Below are 18940 nucleotides of genomic sequence, written 5' to 3' on the forward strand. Positions count from 1 at the left end.
ATAGACGCGATCCGTACCGTGTTCGTGACCGGGAGGGAAATGGAAGCCCCGGCCAGGAGCGAGGAAGCCATGCCAGGCACACGGACGAGCCAGCAGTGGTGGGAGGAGACCCGGAAGGAGCCAGCCAGACTCATGGCCTGGTTGCTCGATCAATACCGGGGGGAGGCCACCGCGGCGGGGCGGATCGAAGCGCTGCGCGACACGCATGCCCACGGCGATGTGAAGGCCCGGCGGCTGCTGACCGTCATCGCCGCGCAGGAGCGCCAACACGCCCTCTGGGTGGGCGGACTGCTGCGCGCCCGGGGCCTTGAACCGACCGTCCAGGACAAGGCCGAGCGCTACTGGGAGCAACCGCTGGCCGCCATCCAGGATCTCGAGAGCGGCTGCGCCGTGGGGGCCCACGCGGAGCGCATGCGGCTGGAGCGCATCGAGGTCATCGCCTCGGACCCGGAGGCCCCCGAGGATGTACGCGCGGTGTTCCGGCGCATCCTCCCCCAGGAGCGATTCCACGAGCGCGCCTTCCGCTCCCTGGCCGGTGCCACCGCCCTCGAGGCCACGCGTGACGCACACGAACTGGGGCGCACCGCCCTGGGCCTGTCGCCCTGAGATCGGCTCTCCCTGTCGGGTGTCTGACGAGGCCGCGCCGGATTGTGCGCTGAAGAGCACGCACTGACGCTCGGAGGTGGGTGTCCTCCCTGGCACGAGCTGCTGATCGTGCCGAGCCTCGGTTGGTCGCTCTCTTGGAGGCACCATGGGCACCCGGTCCGCTCTTCTTGCTTCATCCACGCCTGAAGCCCTGGCTCCAGGCACGCCCGAGGTCACCGGGAGGTGGACGCCTCCCTTCCTGCTCGCCGGTCTCGTGAGCGTGGTCCTCGGGGCGCTTCGGAACCTGTGGGGTGCCGTGAAGTGCTTCGCGCGCGGGCTCGGGGGGCTCCTCACGGGGAAGTTCTCCACGGGCGGCCAGGAGCTGCTCCTCGGGGTGGTGAAGCTCGTCATCCAGCTCCCCCTGGACGTCCTGCTGAGCCTGGGCGGCCGGGTGCTGAGCGGAGTCCAGACGCTCGTCGGCGCCGAGCCCGTGGGCGGCCGGCTCGCTCCGAGGCAGATCGCCGAGCTGCGCAAGGTGTTCGGGGACAGCATCGACTACGAGCGGGTGCGCCTGAAGGTGGGGAGACTCGGGCTGCTCTCGTTGCCCGGCCGCCCCTTCGTGCTCGGCCATACCCTCTATGTGCCTCGGGACATCCCCCGGACGGAGGCCGCCACGCTCCATCTCCCCATGCACCTGCTCGTCCAGGAGATGGGCCACGTCTGGCAGTACCAGACGGGTGGGACCGACTACGTGTGCGAGACGCTCTGGAGCCAGTGGTTCGGGGAGGGCTCGGATTGGCGCACGGCGCTGGACGCGGGCCGGAGCTGGGGCGAGCTGGAGCCCGAGCAGCAGGTGCGGCTCCTCAAGGTGGCCTACGCCCGCTCCGGCTACTTCGAGGCGCCCGGCCAGCGGTTCGTCGACGAGGACACGGGCGTGGACTACACCGGGCAGCTCGCGCGGGCCCTCGAGCAGCTCCGGGCGAGGAAGGGCGCACCCTGACGGCTCGCCTCCCCGGCCGGAAGCCGGGCGGACCCAAGAGGTTGTTGCTTCGGCTCCGTACCCTGCGATGCTAGGCATCCCACCGGGCACGTACCTCCAGGAGCAAGCAGACCTCATGACTGCGGCAGTCGCCATTCGCGTGGAGGATCCTCCGCGTTCCGCCTTTCCGGGCCTCGACATCGATGAAGAGGCCTTCGCGCGTGACCTGCAGGCCCTGCGCACGGAGATGGAGTCGTCCCTCGGGCCCGAGGACCTCGCGCACTTCCGGAAGATCGAGCGCTGGGGCCGGGTGTGCTCGGTGCTCGGCTATGCGACGGCGTGGCTGGCGCCCAATCCCGTCTCGGCGCTGTTGATTGCCCAGGGCAACACGGCGCGCTGGACGATGATGGCGCACCACGTGACGCACCGCGGGTACGACCGGGTGCCCGGCATGCCCGAGCACCGCACCGGGCGCGCGTTCGCCTCCGGGTGGCGCCGCTTCCTGGACTGGCCGGATTGGATCCACCCCGAAGCGTGGAAACACGAGCACAACGCCCTGCACCACGGGCGCACGGGCGAGATGGCGGATCCGGACCTGGTGGAGGAGAACACCGGGTTCCTGCGGAGCTCCCGCATGCCCATGCTGGCGAAGTACGCGGTGGTGGCCTTCTTCGCCTGCACGTGGAAGCTGACGTACTACGCGCCCAACACCTTCCTGGAGTGGCGGCGGGCCGAGCGGCGGCGCGCGGGCGAGAAGGATGATGGGAGCAACCTGCGCCTGGTGACGGCCTTCAACCCGCTCACCGCCGATGGCCGGGCGTTCTGGTGGACGTGCATCCTCCCCTACGTGGGCCTGCGCTTCGTGCTGCTGCCCGCCCTCTTCGCGCCGCTCGGGGCGTGGGCGGTGCTGAGCGTGTTCGCCAACAGCGTGCTGGCCGAGTTGCTCACGAACCTCCAGAGCTTCGTGCTGATCGCGCCCAACCACGCGGGCGATGACCTGTACCGGTTCCACGACCGGGCCAAGAACAACGCGGAGTTCTGCGTGCGGCAGGTGATCGGCTCGGTGAACTACGCCACCGGGAACGACGGGGTCGACTTCCTCCACGGCTGGCTCAACTACCAGATCGAGCACCACATCTGGCCCAGCCTGCCCATGAGCAAGTACCAGCAGGTGCAGCCCCGCGTGAAGGCGCTCTGCGAGAAGCACGGCGTGCCCTACGTGCAGGAGGGCGTCTTCCGCCGCGTGAAGAAGCTGGTGGACATCATGGTGGGACGCGGCTCGATGCGCACGGTGTCGCCGCCGGGCGGCGCATAGCTCCTCCGCTTCGAAGCTGGAGGATTGGCCGTTCTTCCAGCTAGTGTCGGCGCCGTGTCCGGCCCCCGACCGAAGACGTGCGCCGCATGCGGCAATGGTATCGCCGCGAGCGAGGTGTACTACCGCTTCTCCCTCGTCCTGCAAGGTGAGCAGGACGTGCTCGGCCCGTCTGGAGGAGGCGGTACGGAAGACGAGCTCGCCTCGCTCGTGAAGCAGCTCGAGGAGGGACAGGAGTCCGCCCAGGAGCTGGAGGAGCAGGTGCACTGGGAGCGCAGCGGCGTCGTGTGCTCGGCGTGCCGCTCGGTGGTGGTGCGCACCCTATCCGCGCCCCCGGAGGCGGCCGGGCCGCATTAGCTCATCAGCCACGGACCCCGGAGAGCGCGGACCCGTATGTCTTCTTCATTGCATGGCGCACACCGGATGCTCCTTCTCGTGGGCTCCCTGCTGCTGGCCGGTTGCGCCACACCTGGACCGATGGGGCTTCCGCCAGAAGGCCGCTATGCCCAGACCACTGATTCAGCGACGAGTGGCTGCTTGCGCAATCCCGCCTGCTACACCACGCGGCCGGGCGAAGAGGCGATCATCCCGTGGCTGTTTCGCGCCGTGGACACGGCCCGTACCGCCGTCACCGTGATGCGGTTGTTGGAGACCGCGGAGATGGCGCGCGTCGAGCAGGTCCTGGCCAATTGCGCCAAGGAAGCGAATTCCAAGGTCAACGACGAGGACGAGGTACTCAAGGGGCAGAGCCCCACCGCGGAACAGTGCAGGGAGGTCGTCCGCCAGGAGAAGGGCAAGGACGTGACGCGGGCCATGGATCTCGGAACCAGGAAGCACGCGGTGGCCCTCGCTTGTGTCCAGAGGGAACTCGGCGAACTCTATCCGGAGAACTTCAGCGTGCAGCTGCGTTACAAACACGACCCGTCGGTGGGACAGTGGCGGCAACTCGACCCTGTGGTTGTAGCGGAGTGGTTGCGCAACGGGCTCGAATCCCTGCTTCTGGGGACGCTGGTTCCCGATGTCGTGATTCACGCCTCGGGCAACTCCCAGAAGGTTCAGCGCGTCTACGACTTCAAGTTCCCCTGCGTGCCCGTCAGAAAAGGGCAGAGCCCTGGCTGGAGAGATTACCCCGCGGGACATCCCCATCACCCCAAGAATCAGGGCCGGATGTACAAGGAAGCGCTTGGAGGAGAGAAGGATCCCACCCTCGTCACTCCCCAACTCGGAGTCCAATGATGGGCGAGCACTATCCGCGGATTCGTCGCTACGCGCTCGTCGATGGAGGAGAACCCTGGCTGTTCATCCGCGAGAGTGTGAACATCACTTTCTACATGCGGCGCTCCCACCAAGAGGTCGTACATGCGGTGATGCGAGCCCTGGATGTCTATCTCCAAGCCCTGGGACCAGGAACGCTCGGCTGGTACGCCGATTCAGAGGCGGATTGGCAGGAACTCGACACGCAGACTCGGGAAACCATCCGACGAGAGTTCCTGCATCCGCGTGGTGCCCACGTCTCACTGGCCGGAACCCCCGGCGATCTCTCTGGATATGAGTTCTCCTACTATGGAGAACAGTCCAACGAGTTCCCCCCCCGTGAGCCCATGTGCGCGGTGACCTTCTGGCTGCCCACGGAGTACCTGGAAGAGCACGGCCCTGACTGGGTGCGGGATCTGGCCCTGAAGCTGGCGGTGGAACTGCCCTTCAACTCCGGTCATGCGGGCCTCGCGTTCCTCTTCCCGGAAGGGCTTCTCGGAACCATCGAGTCCCTCCGGGACGAGTGCTTGCGCTACCCGGGCCTGGACGTTCCCGGCTTCAGCACTGCCTCCATGTTCATCGGCACACGGATAAAAGGGGTGCACTGGCTGAATCTCCTGGGCCAACCCGTTTGGGGAGAACTGGGCGGTGCGGAAGGCCTGCGCTCCCGATTGCACTCGCCCGGCACCACCGTGCAGGAACTAGAGGGACAGCGGGCCGTGGTGACACTCGGGCAATGGCCGGAGGCTGGAGACGTGCGAGAGGGCCGCCTCCTGCCGGCCTATCGCGAGTTGGCGCGCGTCCTGGAGCCCTGGCTGTACGAGGAGCGCTTTGATTGGGGCGGCTTCTCCCGGGAGGACATGCGGCGATGGAAACGCCGCTTCCTCGACTGACACGCTCACGACGCCCCGGTCCCCTCCACGGACACATCTAGCCGATCGAAGGCGCGGCCCAGGCCCACCACGCCGAGCGCCACCTCGGCCACGAGCACCGCGGCCGCGACGGGCCCCGCGAAGGGCAGTGCCCACACGCCCAGCCCCAGCAGCCGGTCCAGGCCGAAGCCCACCAGGGCCGCCAGCAGCGCCGCGGGCAGCATCCCCACCAGCAGCACCACCAGCGTGCCCACCAGCGTCAGCAGCCGCTGCCCGAGCGCCTCCAAGCCGCGCACCCGCTCGCCCTCGGGCGGCAGCCACGCCGGAAACAGCACCACCGCCGCGTTCTGCACGAAGAGGCTCCCGAGCGACACCGCCGGCAGCACCCAGAGCGCCCCCAGTCCCGCTGCCATCCACATCTCGGTGTACACACCCCCCTGCCACACCAGGAGCGCCATCGCCAACAGGAGCAGCCCCACCTGCGTCACCCCGAGCAGCAGCGCCGGCGCGGCGAGCTCCGCCACCACCACCTGCCGTCCCGTGAGCGGCAGCGCTCGCAGTTGCTCCAGCCGGGGCAGATCCATCCGCAGATCGAACCGCAGGGCCGACGGCCCGAAGAAGCACAGCACTCCCGCGAGCCCCGCGCACAGTGGCGCCATGAACAGGCGCACGTTGGCGAGGACCTCGGACATGCCCCGGCCCGAGGCCACCGCCGCCACCAGTCCGCCCAGCAGCCCCGCGGCGAGCAGCCGCCCCGCCCCGCCCAGCCGCCGCCCGGCGATGAGGTTCTTCCAGACGATCGCCACCTCCGGCCGGCCCGTGGGCGCGAGCCGGAAGTACGCGGGGCGCGCCCGCAGGAGCGTGCGACTGCCTCCCTCGCGCGAGAGCTGCTCCCGGAGCCGGGCCCGCTCCTCGGCCCGCACCACCGCCGCCTCCTCGAAGGGCACCGAGGCCCGCATCACCCAGACGTAGTGCACGGCGAACAGGCCGAGCCCGAGCGGCAGCGTCCGCAGGAAGGCCCCCACGTCCGGCGCGAGCGGCAGCGCCACCAGCAACCGCCCCGGCCACAGCGCTGGCGAGTCCATCAACGAGGCCAGCCACGCCTGGAGCTGCCGGGGATGATTCAGCTGAGTGGGCAGGGGGTGCTCGCTCAGCGCGGAGAGCCCCGCGAGGATCATCAAGGCGCTCACGGCGGTGAGGGCGGACCAGCGCAGCACCGTCCCCATGCCCCCGCGCTGGGCGAGCCGCGTGCGCACGAAGGAGGCCGCGGTCACGTGCAGGTGCACCGTGGAGAGCGTCACGGTGGCGCCAAGGAAGAAGAGGACGGGGTGCCCGGACACCACACGGCTCACGAAGAGGGTGGCGACGAAGGCCCCCACGGCCGCGCCCAGTAGGCCGCGCGCGAGCTTGTAGTGCAGCAGCCCCCGCCGGGACACGGGCGCGGGGAAGAACTGCTGCACCTCCGTCTCGTTGAAGGACAGCGAGGGCCGATCCGGTCCGAGCGCCCAGGCGGAAAGCACCGTGCCCAGCATCGCGGCGGCGAGCATGAACTGGCTGACGAGCTGCGCCCCGGCGGGGACCGTGCCCTCCTGTCCCTGGAAGCTCAGCCGCCGCAGGAAGAAGGAGTACACGTACAACCCGCCCACCATCGCGCCCACGAGGTACTTCGGCTGGCGCAGCCGCCGGAGCTGGCGCAGCAACCGGTTGCGCGCCGAGGCCAGCCAGAGGAACGTCACCGCACGGGGAAAGCTCACGGAACCTCCCGCTCCGGCCGCGGCTCGGGCGACGCGCTCGTGATCCGGATGAAGAGCTCCTCCAGGGACGCGGCCGAGCCGTCCGGGCCACTGAGCTGCGCGCGGATGTCCGCGAGCGTCCCGAGCGCCACCGCGCGCCCCCCGGCGATGACGAGGATGCGGTGGCACAGCTCCTCCACCAGCGGCAGCAGGTGCGAGGAGAGCACCAGCGCCGTGCCCGCCTCCGCGCGCTGGCGCAGCGAGGCCTTCATGCGGCGGATGGCCAGCGGATCCAACCCCGTGAGCGGCTCGTCGAGGATGATGAGCCGCGGCGAGTGCAGGAAGCCGCAGGCGATGGACAGCTTCTGCTTCATCCCGCGCGACAGCTCCCCGGGCAGGGCCTTCTCCTTGCCGGCCAGCTCCATCTCGGCCAGCAGCGCCCGCGCCCGCTCCTCCCAGTCCGCCACCCCGTACAGCCGGGCCACGAAGTTCAGGTGCTCCCAGACGGTGAGGTACTCGAAGAGGCGCGGCTCGTCCGGGAGGAACGCCAGGGCGTGCTTGGCCGCCACCGGCGCATCCGCCAGGTCATACCCGGCCACCCGCACGCGCCCGCTGGAGGGCGGCAGGATGCCCGCCAGGCAGCGCAGCGTGGTCGTCTTCCCCGCCCCGTTGGGCCCCACCAGCCCAAGCACCTCGCCGGGGGCGAGCCGGAAGGTCAGCCCCTGCACGGCCCTCACGTCGCCGTAGGTCTTCTCCAGCCCCTCCACATCCAGCACCGGCGCCGTCATCCCGGCTTCGCTCATGTGCGACAAAATACGCGGCCCCCCGGGCGGATTCCAATCCATGGGGCCGCCGCCGGGCGATGCGCTAGGGTACGCCCCCTTGGAGGGTGTGATGCGCTTCATCGACGACCAGAAGCCTCCCTACGATCTCACGTACAACGACTGCTTCATGGTGCCGGGCCGCTCCGAGGTGGGCTCGCGCCTGGACGTGGACCTGGTACCGGCCGATGGCCTGGGCACCACCCTCCCCATCGTCGTGTCCAACATGACGGCCGTCTCGGGCAAGCGCATGGCCGAGACGGTGGCGCGCCGCGGGGCCATCGCCGTGCTGCCCCAGGACATCCCGCTCGACATCGTCGAGAGCAACATCACCTACGTGAAGTCGCGCCACCCCGTCTACGAGACGCCCATCACCCTGCGGCCCGGCGACACCATCCAGGAGGCGCTCAACCTCATCCACAAGCGGGCCCACGGCGCCGTCATCATCGTCAACGAGCACGAGGAGCCCGTCGGCATCTTCACCGAGAACGACGCGGCCGGCTTCGATCGCTTCACCCAGCTGCAGCGGGTGATGGCCACCGATCTGCTCACCATCGACGAGGGCACGCCGCTGGAGACGATCTTCGATCGCCTGTCCAGCAAGCGGCTCACCTCCGCGCCGGTGGTCCGCGGCCGCCGGCTCATCGGCGTGGTGACGCGCAAGGGCGCGCTGCGCTCGACGCTCTACAAGCCGGCGGTGGACGCGAAGGGCAAGCTGCTCATCGGCACGGCCATCGGCATCAACGGGGACGTGAAGGCCAAGGCCGAGGCCCTGCTGCGCGCCGGGACGGATCTGCTCGTCGTCGACGTGGCGCACGGCCACCAGCGCCGGATGCTCGAGGCGGTGGAGCTCATCCGCTCCCTGTCCCCGTCCGTGCCCGTCATGGCCGGCAACGTCGTCACCCGCGAGGGCACGCGCGATCTCATCTCGGCCGGGGCGGACCAGGTGAAGGTGGGCGTAGGGCCCGGGGCCATGTGCACCACGCGCATGATGACGGGGGTGGGCCGGCCCCAGTTCTCCGCGGTGCTCGACTGCGCGGAGGAGGCCCGGAAGCTGGGCAAGCATGCCTGTGCCGACGGCGGCGTCCGCCACCCGCGCGACGTGGCGCTCGCGCTCGCGGCGGGCGCGGCCAACGTGATGATCGGCTCCTGGTTCGCCGGCACCTACGAGAGCCCCGCGGACGTCCTGCGCGACAGCGATGGCCGCTTCTACAAGGAGAACTTCGGCATGGCCTCGCAGCGCGCCGTCAAGGCCCGCTCGCGCGGCGAGTCCCTCTTCGAGCGCGCCCGCAAGGATCTCTTCGAGGAGGGCATCAGCACCTCGCGCATGTACCTGGACCCGGATCACCCCGGCGTCGAGGACATCATCGATCAGATCATCGCCGGCGTGCGCAGCTCCTGCACCTACGCGGGCGCGCGCACCCTCGAGGAGTTCCACCAGCGGGCCGTGGTGGGCGTGCAGAGCCAGGCGGGCTACGACGAGGGCCGCCCGGTGCGCACCAGCTGGTGACGCCCCCTCCCCTTGAGGATTTCCGCGTTTTCTTATAATTTTTACCGAATCCGGACGCGGAGTGTGTCCTGAATTCCCGGGCTGATCGGCCTGTTGCCCCCCGGGCAACGGGGGGCAACGTGGGGAATCGGTCCACTTGACGTATTTACGACCAGTGAATGCTCGGGCAGATTCCGGGATATGCGTGCGCAGCGTGAAAATCCGCACCCCCGCCGGGAATCAGGACAAGCCGCGGTGGAGTCGGCCATCGTCCTGCCCCTCTTCGTTTTCCTCATCCTCGGCATCCTGCAACTGGGGCTGATGCACCAGGCGCGCCTGCTGACGAAGTACGCGGCCTACAAGGCAGTGCGTGCCGGCTCCCTGCACAGCGCGAACATGGAGCAGATGGAGCGCGCGGCCGTGGCCGTGCTGCTCCCGCTCATCAGCAAGGACAGCGGCGGCGGCGAGTACATCAAGACCATCAACAGCGCCTCGGACTTCGCGAGCAAGTGGAACTGGCCCGGGGTGAAGACCAACAAGATGCCGGACGCGAACCTCAAGTTCGCGAAGGTCACCATCTGCGGTCCGCTGAAGAACGAGGTGGGCGGCGGTGGCGGCAAGGAAGTCGACTTCGACGACCCGGCCAACTCCACGGGCGGCCGTGACGAGTGGGAGAAGGGCCAGCGCACCAAGCTGCGCATCCAGCTCACGTTCAACTACCGGATGCCCATCCCCTTCGCCAACTGGGTCATCCACGCCGCGGCGCGCAACAAGGAAGTGCCCGAGGTGCTGCGCCTGGGCAAGAAGAACACCGGCGGCCTCAAGTCCCTCGATCGCGGTGGGACGGGCTCGGATCCCTACGCCACCGCAGCCTCCAACGGCCTCTACATCCTCCCCATCCGCTCCACCTACACCATGCGGATGCAGTCCAACTTCTTCCTGAGCAAGAACGCCTTGCCCACGAGCAACCAATGCCTCTTCGCCTTCTGAGGAAGTCCCCCCGGCGCCGGCGCGGCCAGGCGCTGGTGCTCGCCGCGCTCTCCTTCCTGGTGCTGGCGCTCATGGTGGCGCTCAGCTTCAACCTCAGCCACGCGCTGCGCGAGAAGGTGAGCCTGCAGCAGCACAGCGACTCCATGGCCTACTCCATGGCCGTGATGGAGGCGCGCGCGCTCAACTACTACGCCGTCAGCAACCGCTCCATGGCCGCCACCTACGTGGCCATGAACAGCATGCACGCCTACATGGCGTCGGCCAGTGTGACGGGCGAGATGATGCGCAAGTCGCAGATCAACTACTACATCATCATGGCCATGGAGTTCGCCCAGTGCGGCTGCTGGACCTGTATCCAGCACTGCATCCACGGCCTGCAGGCGCTGAAGATCGCCGGCAAGTACGGCAAGGCCGGCAAGAACTACGACGACAAGGTGAAGGAGCTGGACCAGAACTTCGCCAAGGTGATGAAGGGCCTGGACCGGATGGTGGACTTCATCCACGCCTCGCAGGCCCAGGTGCACCTGCGCACCCTGCAGGCGCTGCGCGATGGCAAGTCCTACGGGCTCGACAAGCTGACGCAGTACAACGTGCCCGGCGCCAGCACGCTGAACACGGCCGTGGGCGGCCTCAACGCCAACGAGTTCAACTGCTCGGTGGACGGCACCATGGGCTGCACCGGCAGCGTGGGCAACTCGGATCCGGAGACGCGCTCCAAGGTGATGACGGAGATCGCCAACGCCTCCCGCTCCGACTGGCCCGCCAACCGCGGCCTGACGCTCGACTACCCCGCCCACCTCCACCCCAGCTTCCTCAAGGAGCTGGGCAAGGACATCCCCGGCGAGGGCATCAACTCCCCCGTCCCCTTCACGCACAAGGGCACGGCCAAGACGAACGGCGGCTCGGGTGTCGAGGGCAAGTCCGTCTCCGCCAGCGAGAAGGGGTTGATGTACAACCAGTGGAAGCACGGCACCGGCGTCCCCCTGCCCTACTCGGCGCAGGTGACCAGCGAGGGCTCCAGTGGCTCGCACTCGCCGAGCGGCGCCCACACCGGCCAGCACCCCTTCGAGGGCGTCAACGCCAAGGCGCTCACCTCGTGCACCACGGGCGGCAACTGCTTCATGAAGTTCCGCGCCAACGACGACGTCAACCGCGACTACGGCCAGCCGCGCGCCTACAGCTACGTCACCAAGCAGTTCCGCGTGGGCGCCAAGGCGAAGGCGCCCTGGGAGCTCAACAACTCCGGCACCCTCAAGTTCACCAATGGCGAGACGTCGGCCAACCTCAAGCTCGCCGCCGAGGAAGGCGCGGGGCTCTCCAAGGCCATCGTCTACTACCACCGCTTCGGCAAGGGGGGCTGGCGCGAGCCGCCCAACCTCTTCGCTCCCTACTGGCGCGCCAAGCTGCACCCCTTCACGCAGCAGCAGGCCAGCCAGGTCCTCACCGCCGCCGGCAACAGCGAGGCGGCCCAGCTCGTCAGCTCTTCCCCGGGGTTGTCGCTATGAGACAGCTGCTTCCCGCTTCCCGCCGCGCGGCCTCCTCCCGCGGCGCCGCCTCCGTGGAGATGGCCATCTGCATGCTGGTCATCATCCCCGTCTTCCTCTACTCGCTCTTCCTGGATGACCTGCTGCGCTACTCGCTGGACGTGCAGGAGGCCGCCATCTCCACGGTGTGGGATCTCGCCGTGCAGGACTACACCTCCAAGGGCGACCCCGAGGCGGTGCAGCACCACGCGCGCCTGATGTTCTGCGACCACGAGTCCGGCAAGGATCGCTACAACTCCACCACCACGAGCACGGACGCCTCGGGCGTGAGCACCACCACGTACAGCGACTGCGAGGACACGGATCACCACAAGGCGCTCTCGGCACACGTGTGCTGGCTCAACAACGAGGGCAACGCCGAGCAGGTGACGTGCGAGGGCCCCGACAAGGACGTGGGCAACGTGAGCGCGGATGGCCTCTACAACGCCTACCACGGGCGCTTCACCAACGGCGGCATGTACAAGTGCCGGGCCAAGGCCGTCGTGGAGAACTACCTGCTGCCCAGGAAGTTCCTCCCCGAGTTCTCCGATGACGACGGTGAGGAGCACAACCTCACCAAGAAGCGCTGGACGGGCGACGTGCACGCCAACTCGAAGGCCGGCAAGTCGGGCTGGACGGGTGACGCCTATTTCATCAAGGAGCAGCACCTGGCCATCCTCACGGACACCTGGGCCATCACCGACGCGGTGAACATCCAGCCGGGCCAGAAGGACAAGGGCAACCAGCTCTACCAGCGCGTGGCCAACGTCTACCAGAACCGCATGAATCCCGGCTTCGACGAGATGGACCTCGAGGCCTCCAGCTTCTTCTCCAAGGCGATGAGCAACAACCTGCTCAGCCCGGCCCTGGTCGGCGGGCTCGTGGCCCCCTTCCCGGGCAGCAAGGAGATCGCCACGATCGTCAAGCCGGACGATCCGCGCCAGCCCAACATCTCCATCAAGGCGCTGGGCGATGGGGACACGCCCACCCAGACGATCGACCAGGGGTCGGACGGCAGCGGCACCTACTTCAACTCCGAGTGGCGCGACTGGGACAGCGATCGCACCAAGAAGAGCTACGACAACCGGGGCGACTACTACATGGGTTGCAAGAACCCGGAGGCGTGCTGAGGTGGCCGAGCCGCGGCCAGCGGTACGCGCCGTCGCGCTGCTGTTCTCCATGGCCGTCGCGGGCGGCCTGATTGGCTTTGCCTGGGAGCGCTTCGCGTACGTGCAGCCGGCGGACCCCATCGAGCGGGTGACGCAGGAAGACATGCTCACGCAGCCCGAGCCCGCCCAGTTGTCCCGCTCTCCCTGGGAAGCGGGCATCCTGGAGCGGGCGCTGTCGCATTTCCCGCCCTACCCTCACGGCAGCCGGCCCGAGGTGCTGGCGGCGGACTACCTGGGCCAGGATGCGCCCATCGCGGTGGTGTGGTTCACCACCCAGGACTCGCCGGACCAGGTGCTGACGCACTACAGCGCCACGCTGGTGGACGCGGGGCTGCCGGCCATGGGCCATCGCTACAACGAGAACGCGGGCTACGTGGGCTACTGGAGCCCCGCCACCAAGGAGGTGCACCTGGTGTCGGCGCTGGCGCAGGGCGGCGAGACGACGGTGTTCGTGTCCTCGGGGCAGATGGCGCCCCTGCTGGAAGGCACGCCCCAGGTGCCGCAGTGGATTCCCATGCCCGCGGCCGCCGAGGACGCCTCGGCGCTCAACTTCCAGCTCGAGGGAGCCACCCAGTACACCGTGTCCGCCCGGGTGCCGGAGAGCACCGTGGCGCAGGCGGAGACGTACTTCCGCGAGGACTTCGAGAAGAAGGGCTGGACCGTGACCGAGCTCCATGCCCCGGACGACGTGGGGGCGGAGCTGGAGGTGCGCCGCGGGGCCGTGTTCGGCCTGGTGATGCTGCGCCGCCAGATGCCCTCCCCGGACGTGATGGTCCACCTATCGCTCACCGAGCGGCATACGGCTTCCCGCGAGGGGAGCCCGGAGGAAACGCAATGACGAACGCCTGGAACAAGGCCCGCTGGGCCCTGCTCGCCACCCTGCTCCTCACGCTGCCGGCCACGGCTCGCGCCAACCAGTGCGAGAAGCAGTGCAAGAAGGACGCGAAGGTGTGTCAGGACATCTGCAAGAAGTACGCGGGCTCGGGTGTGGCCAAGTGCACCCAGGCCTGCGTGGACGAGGAAAAGACGTGCTCCAAGGAGTGCACTTCCAAGTGAGCCGGATGCGAAAGAGTCTCCTGGCCCGCGCCCGGCGTGGCCAGTCCATGGTGGAGTACGTCATCGTCGCCGCGGCCTTCCTCGGCTTCGGGGTGCTCGGCTGGCCCTTCCTCACCGGGCTGATCAACGCACTGCACCGTTACTTCCAGTCCATCTACTACATCATCCAATCGCCCGTACCCTGAGGCACTCCATGCGTCCGACACGCGCGGCCTCCCGCTTGCGGCGGCTCTCCCATGCCACGCTCCTGTGCGTGGCCCTGTCGCTGCCCGCCGCCGCGGAGCCCGATGATCTGCCCGGCACCACCCCGCCCACCTCGCAGAAGCTGCGCAAGCGGGCGCCCGAGCTGCAGCGCAAGCTGATGGGCGTGCTGGACGGCCTCAAGCAGACGCCCCAGCTGGCCGATCCGCGCGGGGTCAGCGTGCACTCCGGCCTCAGCCTCCAGGCCCATCCCGAGCTGGGGGTGACGATGGCCGAGGCGACGATCCTGCTCAAGCCCATCAACAAGAGCGATCGCGACACCGTGGTGGACAAGAAGACCGGGCGCTACCAGGGCGTGGGAGAAGGCAACACGCTCGAGATCAAGGTGAACGATCTGGAGCGGCTGAAGATCAACGCCGCGCAGCCCGAGGCCATCTTCTACGAGCCGCCCCAGGTCTCCACGCATCAGGGGCTGCCCGTCTACCAGGTCGGGAGCGCCACCCCCATCCTGGTGATCACCGCCAAGAACCGGCAGCTCTGGCGCCGGCTCACCGCCAAGGAGTACCTGGAGCGGCTGATCCGCGAGGGCGGCTCGGATGGTGAGGCCGCGAAGAAGCAGCTGGGCCAGCTGGCCCCGGGCGCTGGAGACAAGCCCGCGTGCGTGCCCACCAAACGCGGTGAGATCGTGGGCTCGTGCCAGGGCAGTGATCCCACCTACCTCGCCATGCTGAACCCCGGCTACTTCAACACCAAGAAGCCGGATGCCATCCAGCTGGTCACCGTCCGGCTGGGCGCCGCCTCCCATACGAAGCCCACCGAGCGCTACTTCCAGGAGCATCCGCGGGATCCGCTGACCCAGGCGGCCAAGGCGTACGCCCAATACGACTGGACGCAGCTGGCGGCGCTCGTCGAGTAAGCCCGCCTTCCCCGCCCTCGAAGCCCAGATTGACATCCCGGACGCGCGAGACAACCTTGCGCGGTACGGGCTGTCGGGGGCCTGGAGGGGGGGCGATGGGGGCCGGCCGATTCGTGAAAGCACTCGTGTGTTCCGCGCTGGTCATCTCGGGCGCGGGAGGATGCGGGGCCACGGACGTCTCGTGGGAGCTGGAGGAGGACGCCCTCGAACCCTCCCAGGCGCCGCTCGCCACGCGGGCCCTGCAACCCGTCGTCAGCGCCGAGTACAAGCTCCCGGCCACCGTGGATCCGGACATCCTGCCGGATCGCGCCACCGAGCTCTGGGCGCGGGTCTACCGCCCGGCCACGTTGAAGCGGGGCCAGCGCTACCCGGTGCTCGTCTTCCTGCACGGCAACCACGCCACGTGCGGCAGGGGCTCCAACCCCCGCATCGACGACAGCGTGGAGTACACCGAGACGGGGACGTGCCCGCCGGGCTACACGGTGGTCCCCAGCCACGCCGGGTATGGCTACATCGCCGAGCCGCTCGCGGCCCGGGGCTACCTCGTCGTGTCCATCAACGCCAACCGCGGCATCAACGCGGGCGCGGCCTCTCAAGGGGACCCCGGACTGAACCTGGCCCGGGGGCGCCTCATCCTCAAGCACCTGGCCCTGCTCAGCCGGTGGAACCGCGGCCTCGAGCCCACGCCCGGCTCGCTTGGGGTGAGCCTCAAGGGGCAGCTGGACTTCCAGCAGGTGGGGCTGATGGGGCACTCGCGGGGCGGCGAGGGCGCACGGGCGGCCTACGTCCAATACCGCGACCGCGGCAGCCCCTGGCCGGAGCTCATCCCCGACAAGCTGCGCTTCAACGCCATCTTCGAGATCGGCTCCGTGGACGGGCAGACCGGGCGCGTGCTCGATGCCAACGGCACGCGGTGGGCCATCCTGCTGCCCATGTGTGACGGCGATGTCTTCGATCTCCAAGGCGTCCGCCCCTTCGATCGCATGCTGGCCACCCGGCAGGAGAGTCCGCGGCGGATGAAGTCCACGCTCACCGTGTGGGGGGCCAACCACAACTTCTACAACACCGAGTGGCAGGTGTCGGACTCGCCGGGGTGCACCGGCCACGAGCCCCTGTTCTCCACCGAGAGCACGGGCTCCGGGCCCCAGCAGGAGACGGGCCGCATCCCCATGCTCGCCTTCTTCCTGGCCAACGTCGGGCAGAACCGGGACGAGAGCTGGGACCGGCTCTTCGATCCGCAGTTCCCCCTGCCCCCGAGCCTGGCCACCATCACCCGCGTGGACCGGGGCATGACGGCCACGGCCGACGAGGAGGCCACCCTGCGGCTGGAGGACTTCCTCGGCCCGACCGGCCTCGGCATGTCCGGCGTCCCCAACGAGGCGAGCAACATCCACATCGAGCACGGTCCGCTCCCCGAGCATGATCCGCTGCTGCAGGGGGCACGGATCTCCTGGTCATCCGCCGGGAAGGACACCTGGTTCCAGGCGAACTTCACCCCGCCCGGCCAGGGGCTGTCGCTGAAGAACTACGCCACGCTGGAGCTGCGCGTCGAGCGCGCCCCGAGCGGCCTCAACAGCTACTTCGAGCCGGCCCACTTCTCCGTGCAGTTGGTGGATGCGGAGGGGAGCCTCTCGGAGCCGCTCGACATCGCCGACTTCGTGGATCTGCGGGGGCCCGTGGGGGGGCCCTTCGGGGACTTCCACTCCATGCTGCAGACGGCCCGCCTGCCCCTCGCGGCCTTCCAGGCGGACGACCTCCAGCACATCCGGGGCGTACGGTTCACCTTCGACAAGACGCCGAGCGGGGAGCTCTTCGTGGCCAACCTCCGCGCCTCCAAGCAGGGCGCCCTCACGAGCTACCCGTCCATCACGGGGCCCGCACCCCGGAATGAGCTGAGCTCCCGGCCGCCCGTCCAGAGGCGGGTGCCCGGCAAGCTCGTCGGCTTCCAGTCCCGGAAGGACGGGCGCATCGACCTGGAGCTGCGCAGTGACGTGCCCTTCGCCGTCCGGGACGCGCTGCTGACACTGAAGGTGGGCGAGCTCGAGGTCGTCGCGAGCCGCTACCCGGATCCGAACGATCAGCGGCGCGTGGTGTTCACGTTCAGCGCGCGGGAGCTGGCGCGGGTGAAGGCCGGCGAGCCGCTCGAGGTGCGGTATGGGCCGGGCCCGTCGGCTCACGAATGGACGTTCGGCCCGCTCGTCCGGTAGCGCGACGGCCGCTCGCCGGGGTGGTGGCCTTCCTGCGCTCGCACGTCCTGACATAAGGTCCGGTGCCGGAGCCCGGGGACGAACCCATGGGCCCAATCTGGAGCTGGAATGAGCACGGAAACGAAGAAGCCGTCGCTGTACGAGCGGCTGGGGGGCGTCTACGCCATTGCCGCCGTGGTGGACACCTTCATCGATCGCATCATGGTTGCCCCCGAGCTGAACGCGAACCCGCTGGTGGACGAGGCGCACCACCGCGTGCCCAAGGCCGGCTTCAAGTACCTGGTCACGGAGATGGTGTGCCAGGTGACCGGCGGTCCCCAGCGCTACACGGGCAAGACGATGCAGGAGTCGCACAAGCACCTGAACATCTCGGCCTCGGAGTGGGTGGTGTTCGCCGGCATCTTCAAGGCCGTGCTGGATGAGTACAAGGTTCCGGAGGCCGAGCAGGCGGAGCTCTTCGCCATCGTCGGCAGCACGCGCTCGGATATCGTGGTGGAGCGCCCGGCGGCGAAGGCCGGCTGATCGTCTGATCGCCAGCGGATCCGCACCGCTGGAGCGTTTGATCCATTGCCGATTGCCCGCTGAATAGATAGAGGCAGTGCAGCTCCATCCCTTTTTCACAAGGAGAAACCAGAATGGCCGCGAAGACGAAGACCGCTACCGCGAAGAAGGCTGCCTCCTCCGACCGGGGCCCGACCAAGTCCGCGCTGTTGTTGTCGATCGCCGAGGAGACCGGGCTGAGCAGGAAGCAGGTGTCCTCCGTGTTCCAGGCGCTCAGCACGCAGATCCAGAAGAACATGGGCAGCCGCGGTCCGGGCAAGTTCGTGGTGCCGGGCCTGATGAAGATGAAGGTGGTGAAGAAGCCGGCCACCAAGGCGCGCAAGGGCATCAACCCGTTCACCGGTCAGGAGACGGTGTTCAAGGCCAAGCCGGCGCGCAAGGTCGTGAAGATCCAGGCCCTCAAGGCGCTGAAGGACATGCTCTAAGCCGTTGAATCGCTGAAGAGCTGAAGACGGGGGCCGGGGCCTGGTGGGCTCGGCCCCCGATTCATTTCCGGAGCCCTCCGTCATGACATTCCCGTCATGGCGGCCATGTCAGGGCGCGGCGGCTCGCGGGCGGCGCCGTCTCGCGGTGCTCCGAGTGGAAGCGCACCGGCCTGGGGGTTGCACCGGGGCCGGGCATGATCCTTCTGTCCCGCCCGATGCTGTGTCTGCTGTCCCTGCTGCTCCTCGCGCCCGGAGTGGGCTTCGCCGCGGCCCCACTGGAGACGCCTTCCGCGCTGCGGTGGCAGGAGTCGCCCGAGGAGCTCGAGTCCGAACCGGTGAGGCCCTCACGGCCCCATGGCGTGTTCCGCGTCACGGCGGAGCTGGGCGTAGGTGCGCTGGCCAGCGTGGGCCTGGGCATCGTGGGGGCGCGCATCGGTGTCTCGCGGTGCCCTCCCTCGATGCTGGACGTCCCCGACGGCTGCACGCTCTACCCGCTGACAGGGCTGTGGCTGGGCAGCGGCCTCGGCTTCGCCCTGGGCGTCTGGGGCGGAGGAACCCTGCTGGGCGGCCAGGGCCACATCCTCCACACGCTCGGAGGCATGGCCCTGGGCATGGCGGCGGGCGCCGGGGCCTTCGCCCTCAGCCGGGGAACCATCACCGCCTTCTCGGGCGCCGCGCTGTTGCTGCCCTACGCCCTCAGCGTCGTGGCCTTCGAGGTGTCCTCGTCGGTGCGCCTCCAGCCCCTGGTGAGCGTCTCCCCCAGGGGCGGGACGGTGCTGGGACTCGCGGGAAGTTTCTGAGCCACGCTCCCACCGGTTGGAGTAGCTTCCGAGGGCTTGAGAACGAT

The 18940-nt window shown here is 68.8% G+C and carries 20 protein-coding genes; 18 read left to right on the forward strand and 2 right to left on the reverse strand.

Annotation, left to right across the window (positions count from 1 at the left end):
• The first annotated feature begins 69 nt into the window (after positions 1-69).
• The 6 genes from NR798_RS24320 to NR798_RS24345 all read left to right on the forward strand — a co-directional run bounded on the left by NR798_RS24320 (position 70) and on the right by NR798_RS24345 (position 5023).
• A complete protein-coding gene (locus tag NR798_RS24320) occupies positions 70-606 on the forward strand; it encodes a ferritin-like domain-containing protein (protein WP_375764864.1) in 537 nt (178 codons plus the stop codon).
• A 145-nt stretch (positions 607-751) separates the two neighbouring features.
• Positions 752-1585: a hypothetical protein gene (locus tag NR798_RS24325; protein WP_375764865.1), complete on the forward strand. Its 834-nt coding sequence runs from the start codon at positions 752-754 to the stop codon at positions 1583-1585.
• Between the two features lie 115 nt (positions 1586-1700).
• Positions 1701-2879, forward strand: coding sequence for a fatty acid desaturase family protein (locus tag NR798_RS24330; protein WP_375764866.1), 1179 nt, complete (start codon positions 1701-1703; stop codon positions 2877-2879).
• 54 nt (positions 2880-2933) lie between these two features.
• The gene (locus NR798_RS24335; RefSeq protein WP_375764867.1) at positions 2934-3233 is read left to right on the forward strand and encodes a hypothetical protein; all 300 of its coding nucleotides are present in this window, start codon (positions 2934-2936) and stop codon (positions 3231-3233) included.
• A 36-nt stretch (positions 3234-3269) separates the two neighbouring features.
• Complete coding sequence (locus NR798_RS24340) at positions 3270-4112, forward strand: hypothetical protein (protein ID WP_375764868.1); 843 nt, start codon at positions 3270-3272, stop codon at positions 4110-4112.
• Positions 4112-5023: a DUF3396 domain-containing protein gene (locus tag NR798_RS24345; RefSeq protein WP_375764869.1), complete on the forward strand. Its 912-nt coding sequence runs from the start codon at positions 4112-4114 to the stop codon at positions 5021-5023. Before NR798_RS24340 ends, NR798_RS24345 begins: the two co-directional genes overlap by 1 nt.
• Before the next feature lie 5 nt (positions 5024-5028).
• On the opposite strand, the gene NR798_RS24350 is transcribed toward NR798_RS24345, so the two are convergent.
• Both NR798_RS24350 and NR798_RS24355 read right to left on the reverse strand, forming a co-directional pair.
• The gene (locus NR798_RS24350) at positions 5029-6756 is read right to left on the reverse strand and encodes a putative ABC exporter domain-containing protein (RefSeq protein WP_375764870.1); all 1728 of its coding nucleotides are present in this window, start codon (positions 6754-6756) and stop codon (positions 5029-5031) included.
• Positions 6753-7538 carry an ABC transporter ATP-binding protein gene (locus tag NR798_RS24355; protein WP_375764871.1) on the reverse strand — a complete coding sequence of 262 codons (786 nt, stop codon included), beginning with the start codon at positions 7536-7538 and terminating at the stop codon, positions 6753-6755. Before NR798_RS24355 ends, NR798_RS24350 begins: the two co-directional genes overlap by 4 nt.
• Positions 7539-7629: 91 nt before the next feature.
• Here NR798_RS24355 and NR798_RS24360 point away from each other — a divergent pair, with 91 nt between their 5' ends.
• The 12 genes from NR798_RS24360 to NR798_RS24415 all read left to right on the forward strand — a co-directional run bounded on the left by NR798_RS24360 (position 7630) and on the right by NR798_RS24415 (position 18893).
• Positions 7630-9066 carry a GuaB1 family IMP dehydrogenase-related protein gene (locus NR798_RS24360; protein ID WP_375764872.1) on the forward strand — a complete coding sequence of 479 codons (1437 nt, stop codon included), beginning with the start codon at positions 7630-7632 and terminating at the stop codon, positions 9064-9066.
• A 180-nt stretch (positions 9067-9246) separates the two neighbouring features.
• Positions 9247-10035 (forward strand): TadE/TadG family type IV pilus assembly protein, encoded by a 789-nt coding sequence (locus tag NR798_RS24365; protein ID WP_375764873.1) that lies wholly within the window; start codon positions 9247-9249, stop codon positions 10033-10035.
• Positions 10017-11540 (forward strand): TadE/TadG family type IV pilus assembly protein, encoded by a 1524-nt coding sequence (locus NR798_RS24370; protein ID WP_375764874.1) that lies wholly within the window; start codon positions 10017-10019, stop codon positions 11538-11540. Before NR798_RS24365 ends, NR798_RS24370 begins: the two co-directional genes overlap by 19 nt.
• The gene (locus tag NR798_RS24375) at positions 11537-12688 is read left to right on the forward strand and encodes a TadE/TadG family type IV pilus assembly protein (protein WP_375764875.1); all 1152 of its coding nucleotides are present in this window, start codon (positions 11537-11539) and stop codon (positions 12686-12688) included. Before NR798_RS24370 ends, NR798_RS24375 begins: the two co-directional genes overlap by 4 nt.
• 1 nt (position 12689) lies before the next feature.
• Positions 12690-13565, forward strand: a complete 876-nt coding sequence (locus NR798_RS24380) for a hypothetical protein (protein ID WP_375764876.1) — start codon at positions 12690-12692, stop codon at positions 13563-13565.
• Positions 13562-13783, forward strand: coding sequence for a hypothetical protein (locus NR798_RS24385; protein WP_375764877.1), 222 nt, complete (start codon positions 13562-13564; stop codon positions 13781-13783). Before NR798_RS24380 ends, NR798_RS24385 begins: the two co-directional genes overlap by 4 nt.
• A 5-nt stretch (positions 13784-13788) precedes the next feature.
• Complete coding sequence (locus NR798_RS24390; protein WP_375764878.1) at positions 13789-13968, forward strand: hypothetical protein; 180 nt, start codon at positions 13789-13791, stop codon at positions 13966-13968.
• 8 nt (positions 13969-13976) lie between these two features.
• Entirely contained in the window at positions 13977-14900 is a 924-nt protein-coding gene (locus NR798_RS24395; protein ID WP_375764879.1) for a hypothetical protein, read from the forward strand.
• Between the two features lie 113 nt (positions 14901-15013).
• On the forward strand, positions 15014-17107 hold the full coding sequence (locus NR798_RS24400; protein WP_375764880.1) for a hypothetical protein: 2094 nt from the start codon (positions 15014-15016) through the stop codon (positions 17105-17107).
• 108 nt (positions 17108-17215) lie between these two features.
• Positions 17216-17629: a group 1 truncated hemoglobin gene (locus NR798_RS24405; RefSeq protein ID WP_375764881.1), complete on the forward strand. Its 414-nt coding sequence runs from the start codon at positions 17216-17218 to the stop codon at positions 17627-17629.
• A 113-nt stretch (positions 17630-17742) separates the two neighbouring features.
• Positions 17743-18093, forward strand: coding sequence for an HU family DNA-binding protein (locus NR798_RS24410; protein ID WP_375764882.1), 351 nt, complete (start codon positions 17743-17745; stop codon positions 18091-18093).
• Between the two features lie 194 nt (positions 18094-18287).
• Entirely contained in the window at positions 18288-18893 is a 606-nt protein-coding gene (locus NR798_RS24415) for a hypothetical protein (RefSeq protein ID WP_375764883.1), read from the forward strand.
• Positions 18894-18940: the final 47 nt, after the last annotated feature.

It is taken from the genome of Archangium gephyra (assembly GCF_042230915.1).
Lineage (GTDB): Bacteria > Myxococcota > Myxococcia > Myxococcales > Myxococcaceae > Archangium > Archangium gephyra_B.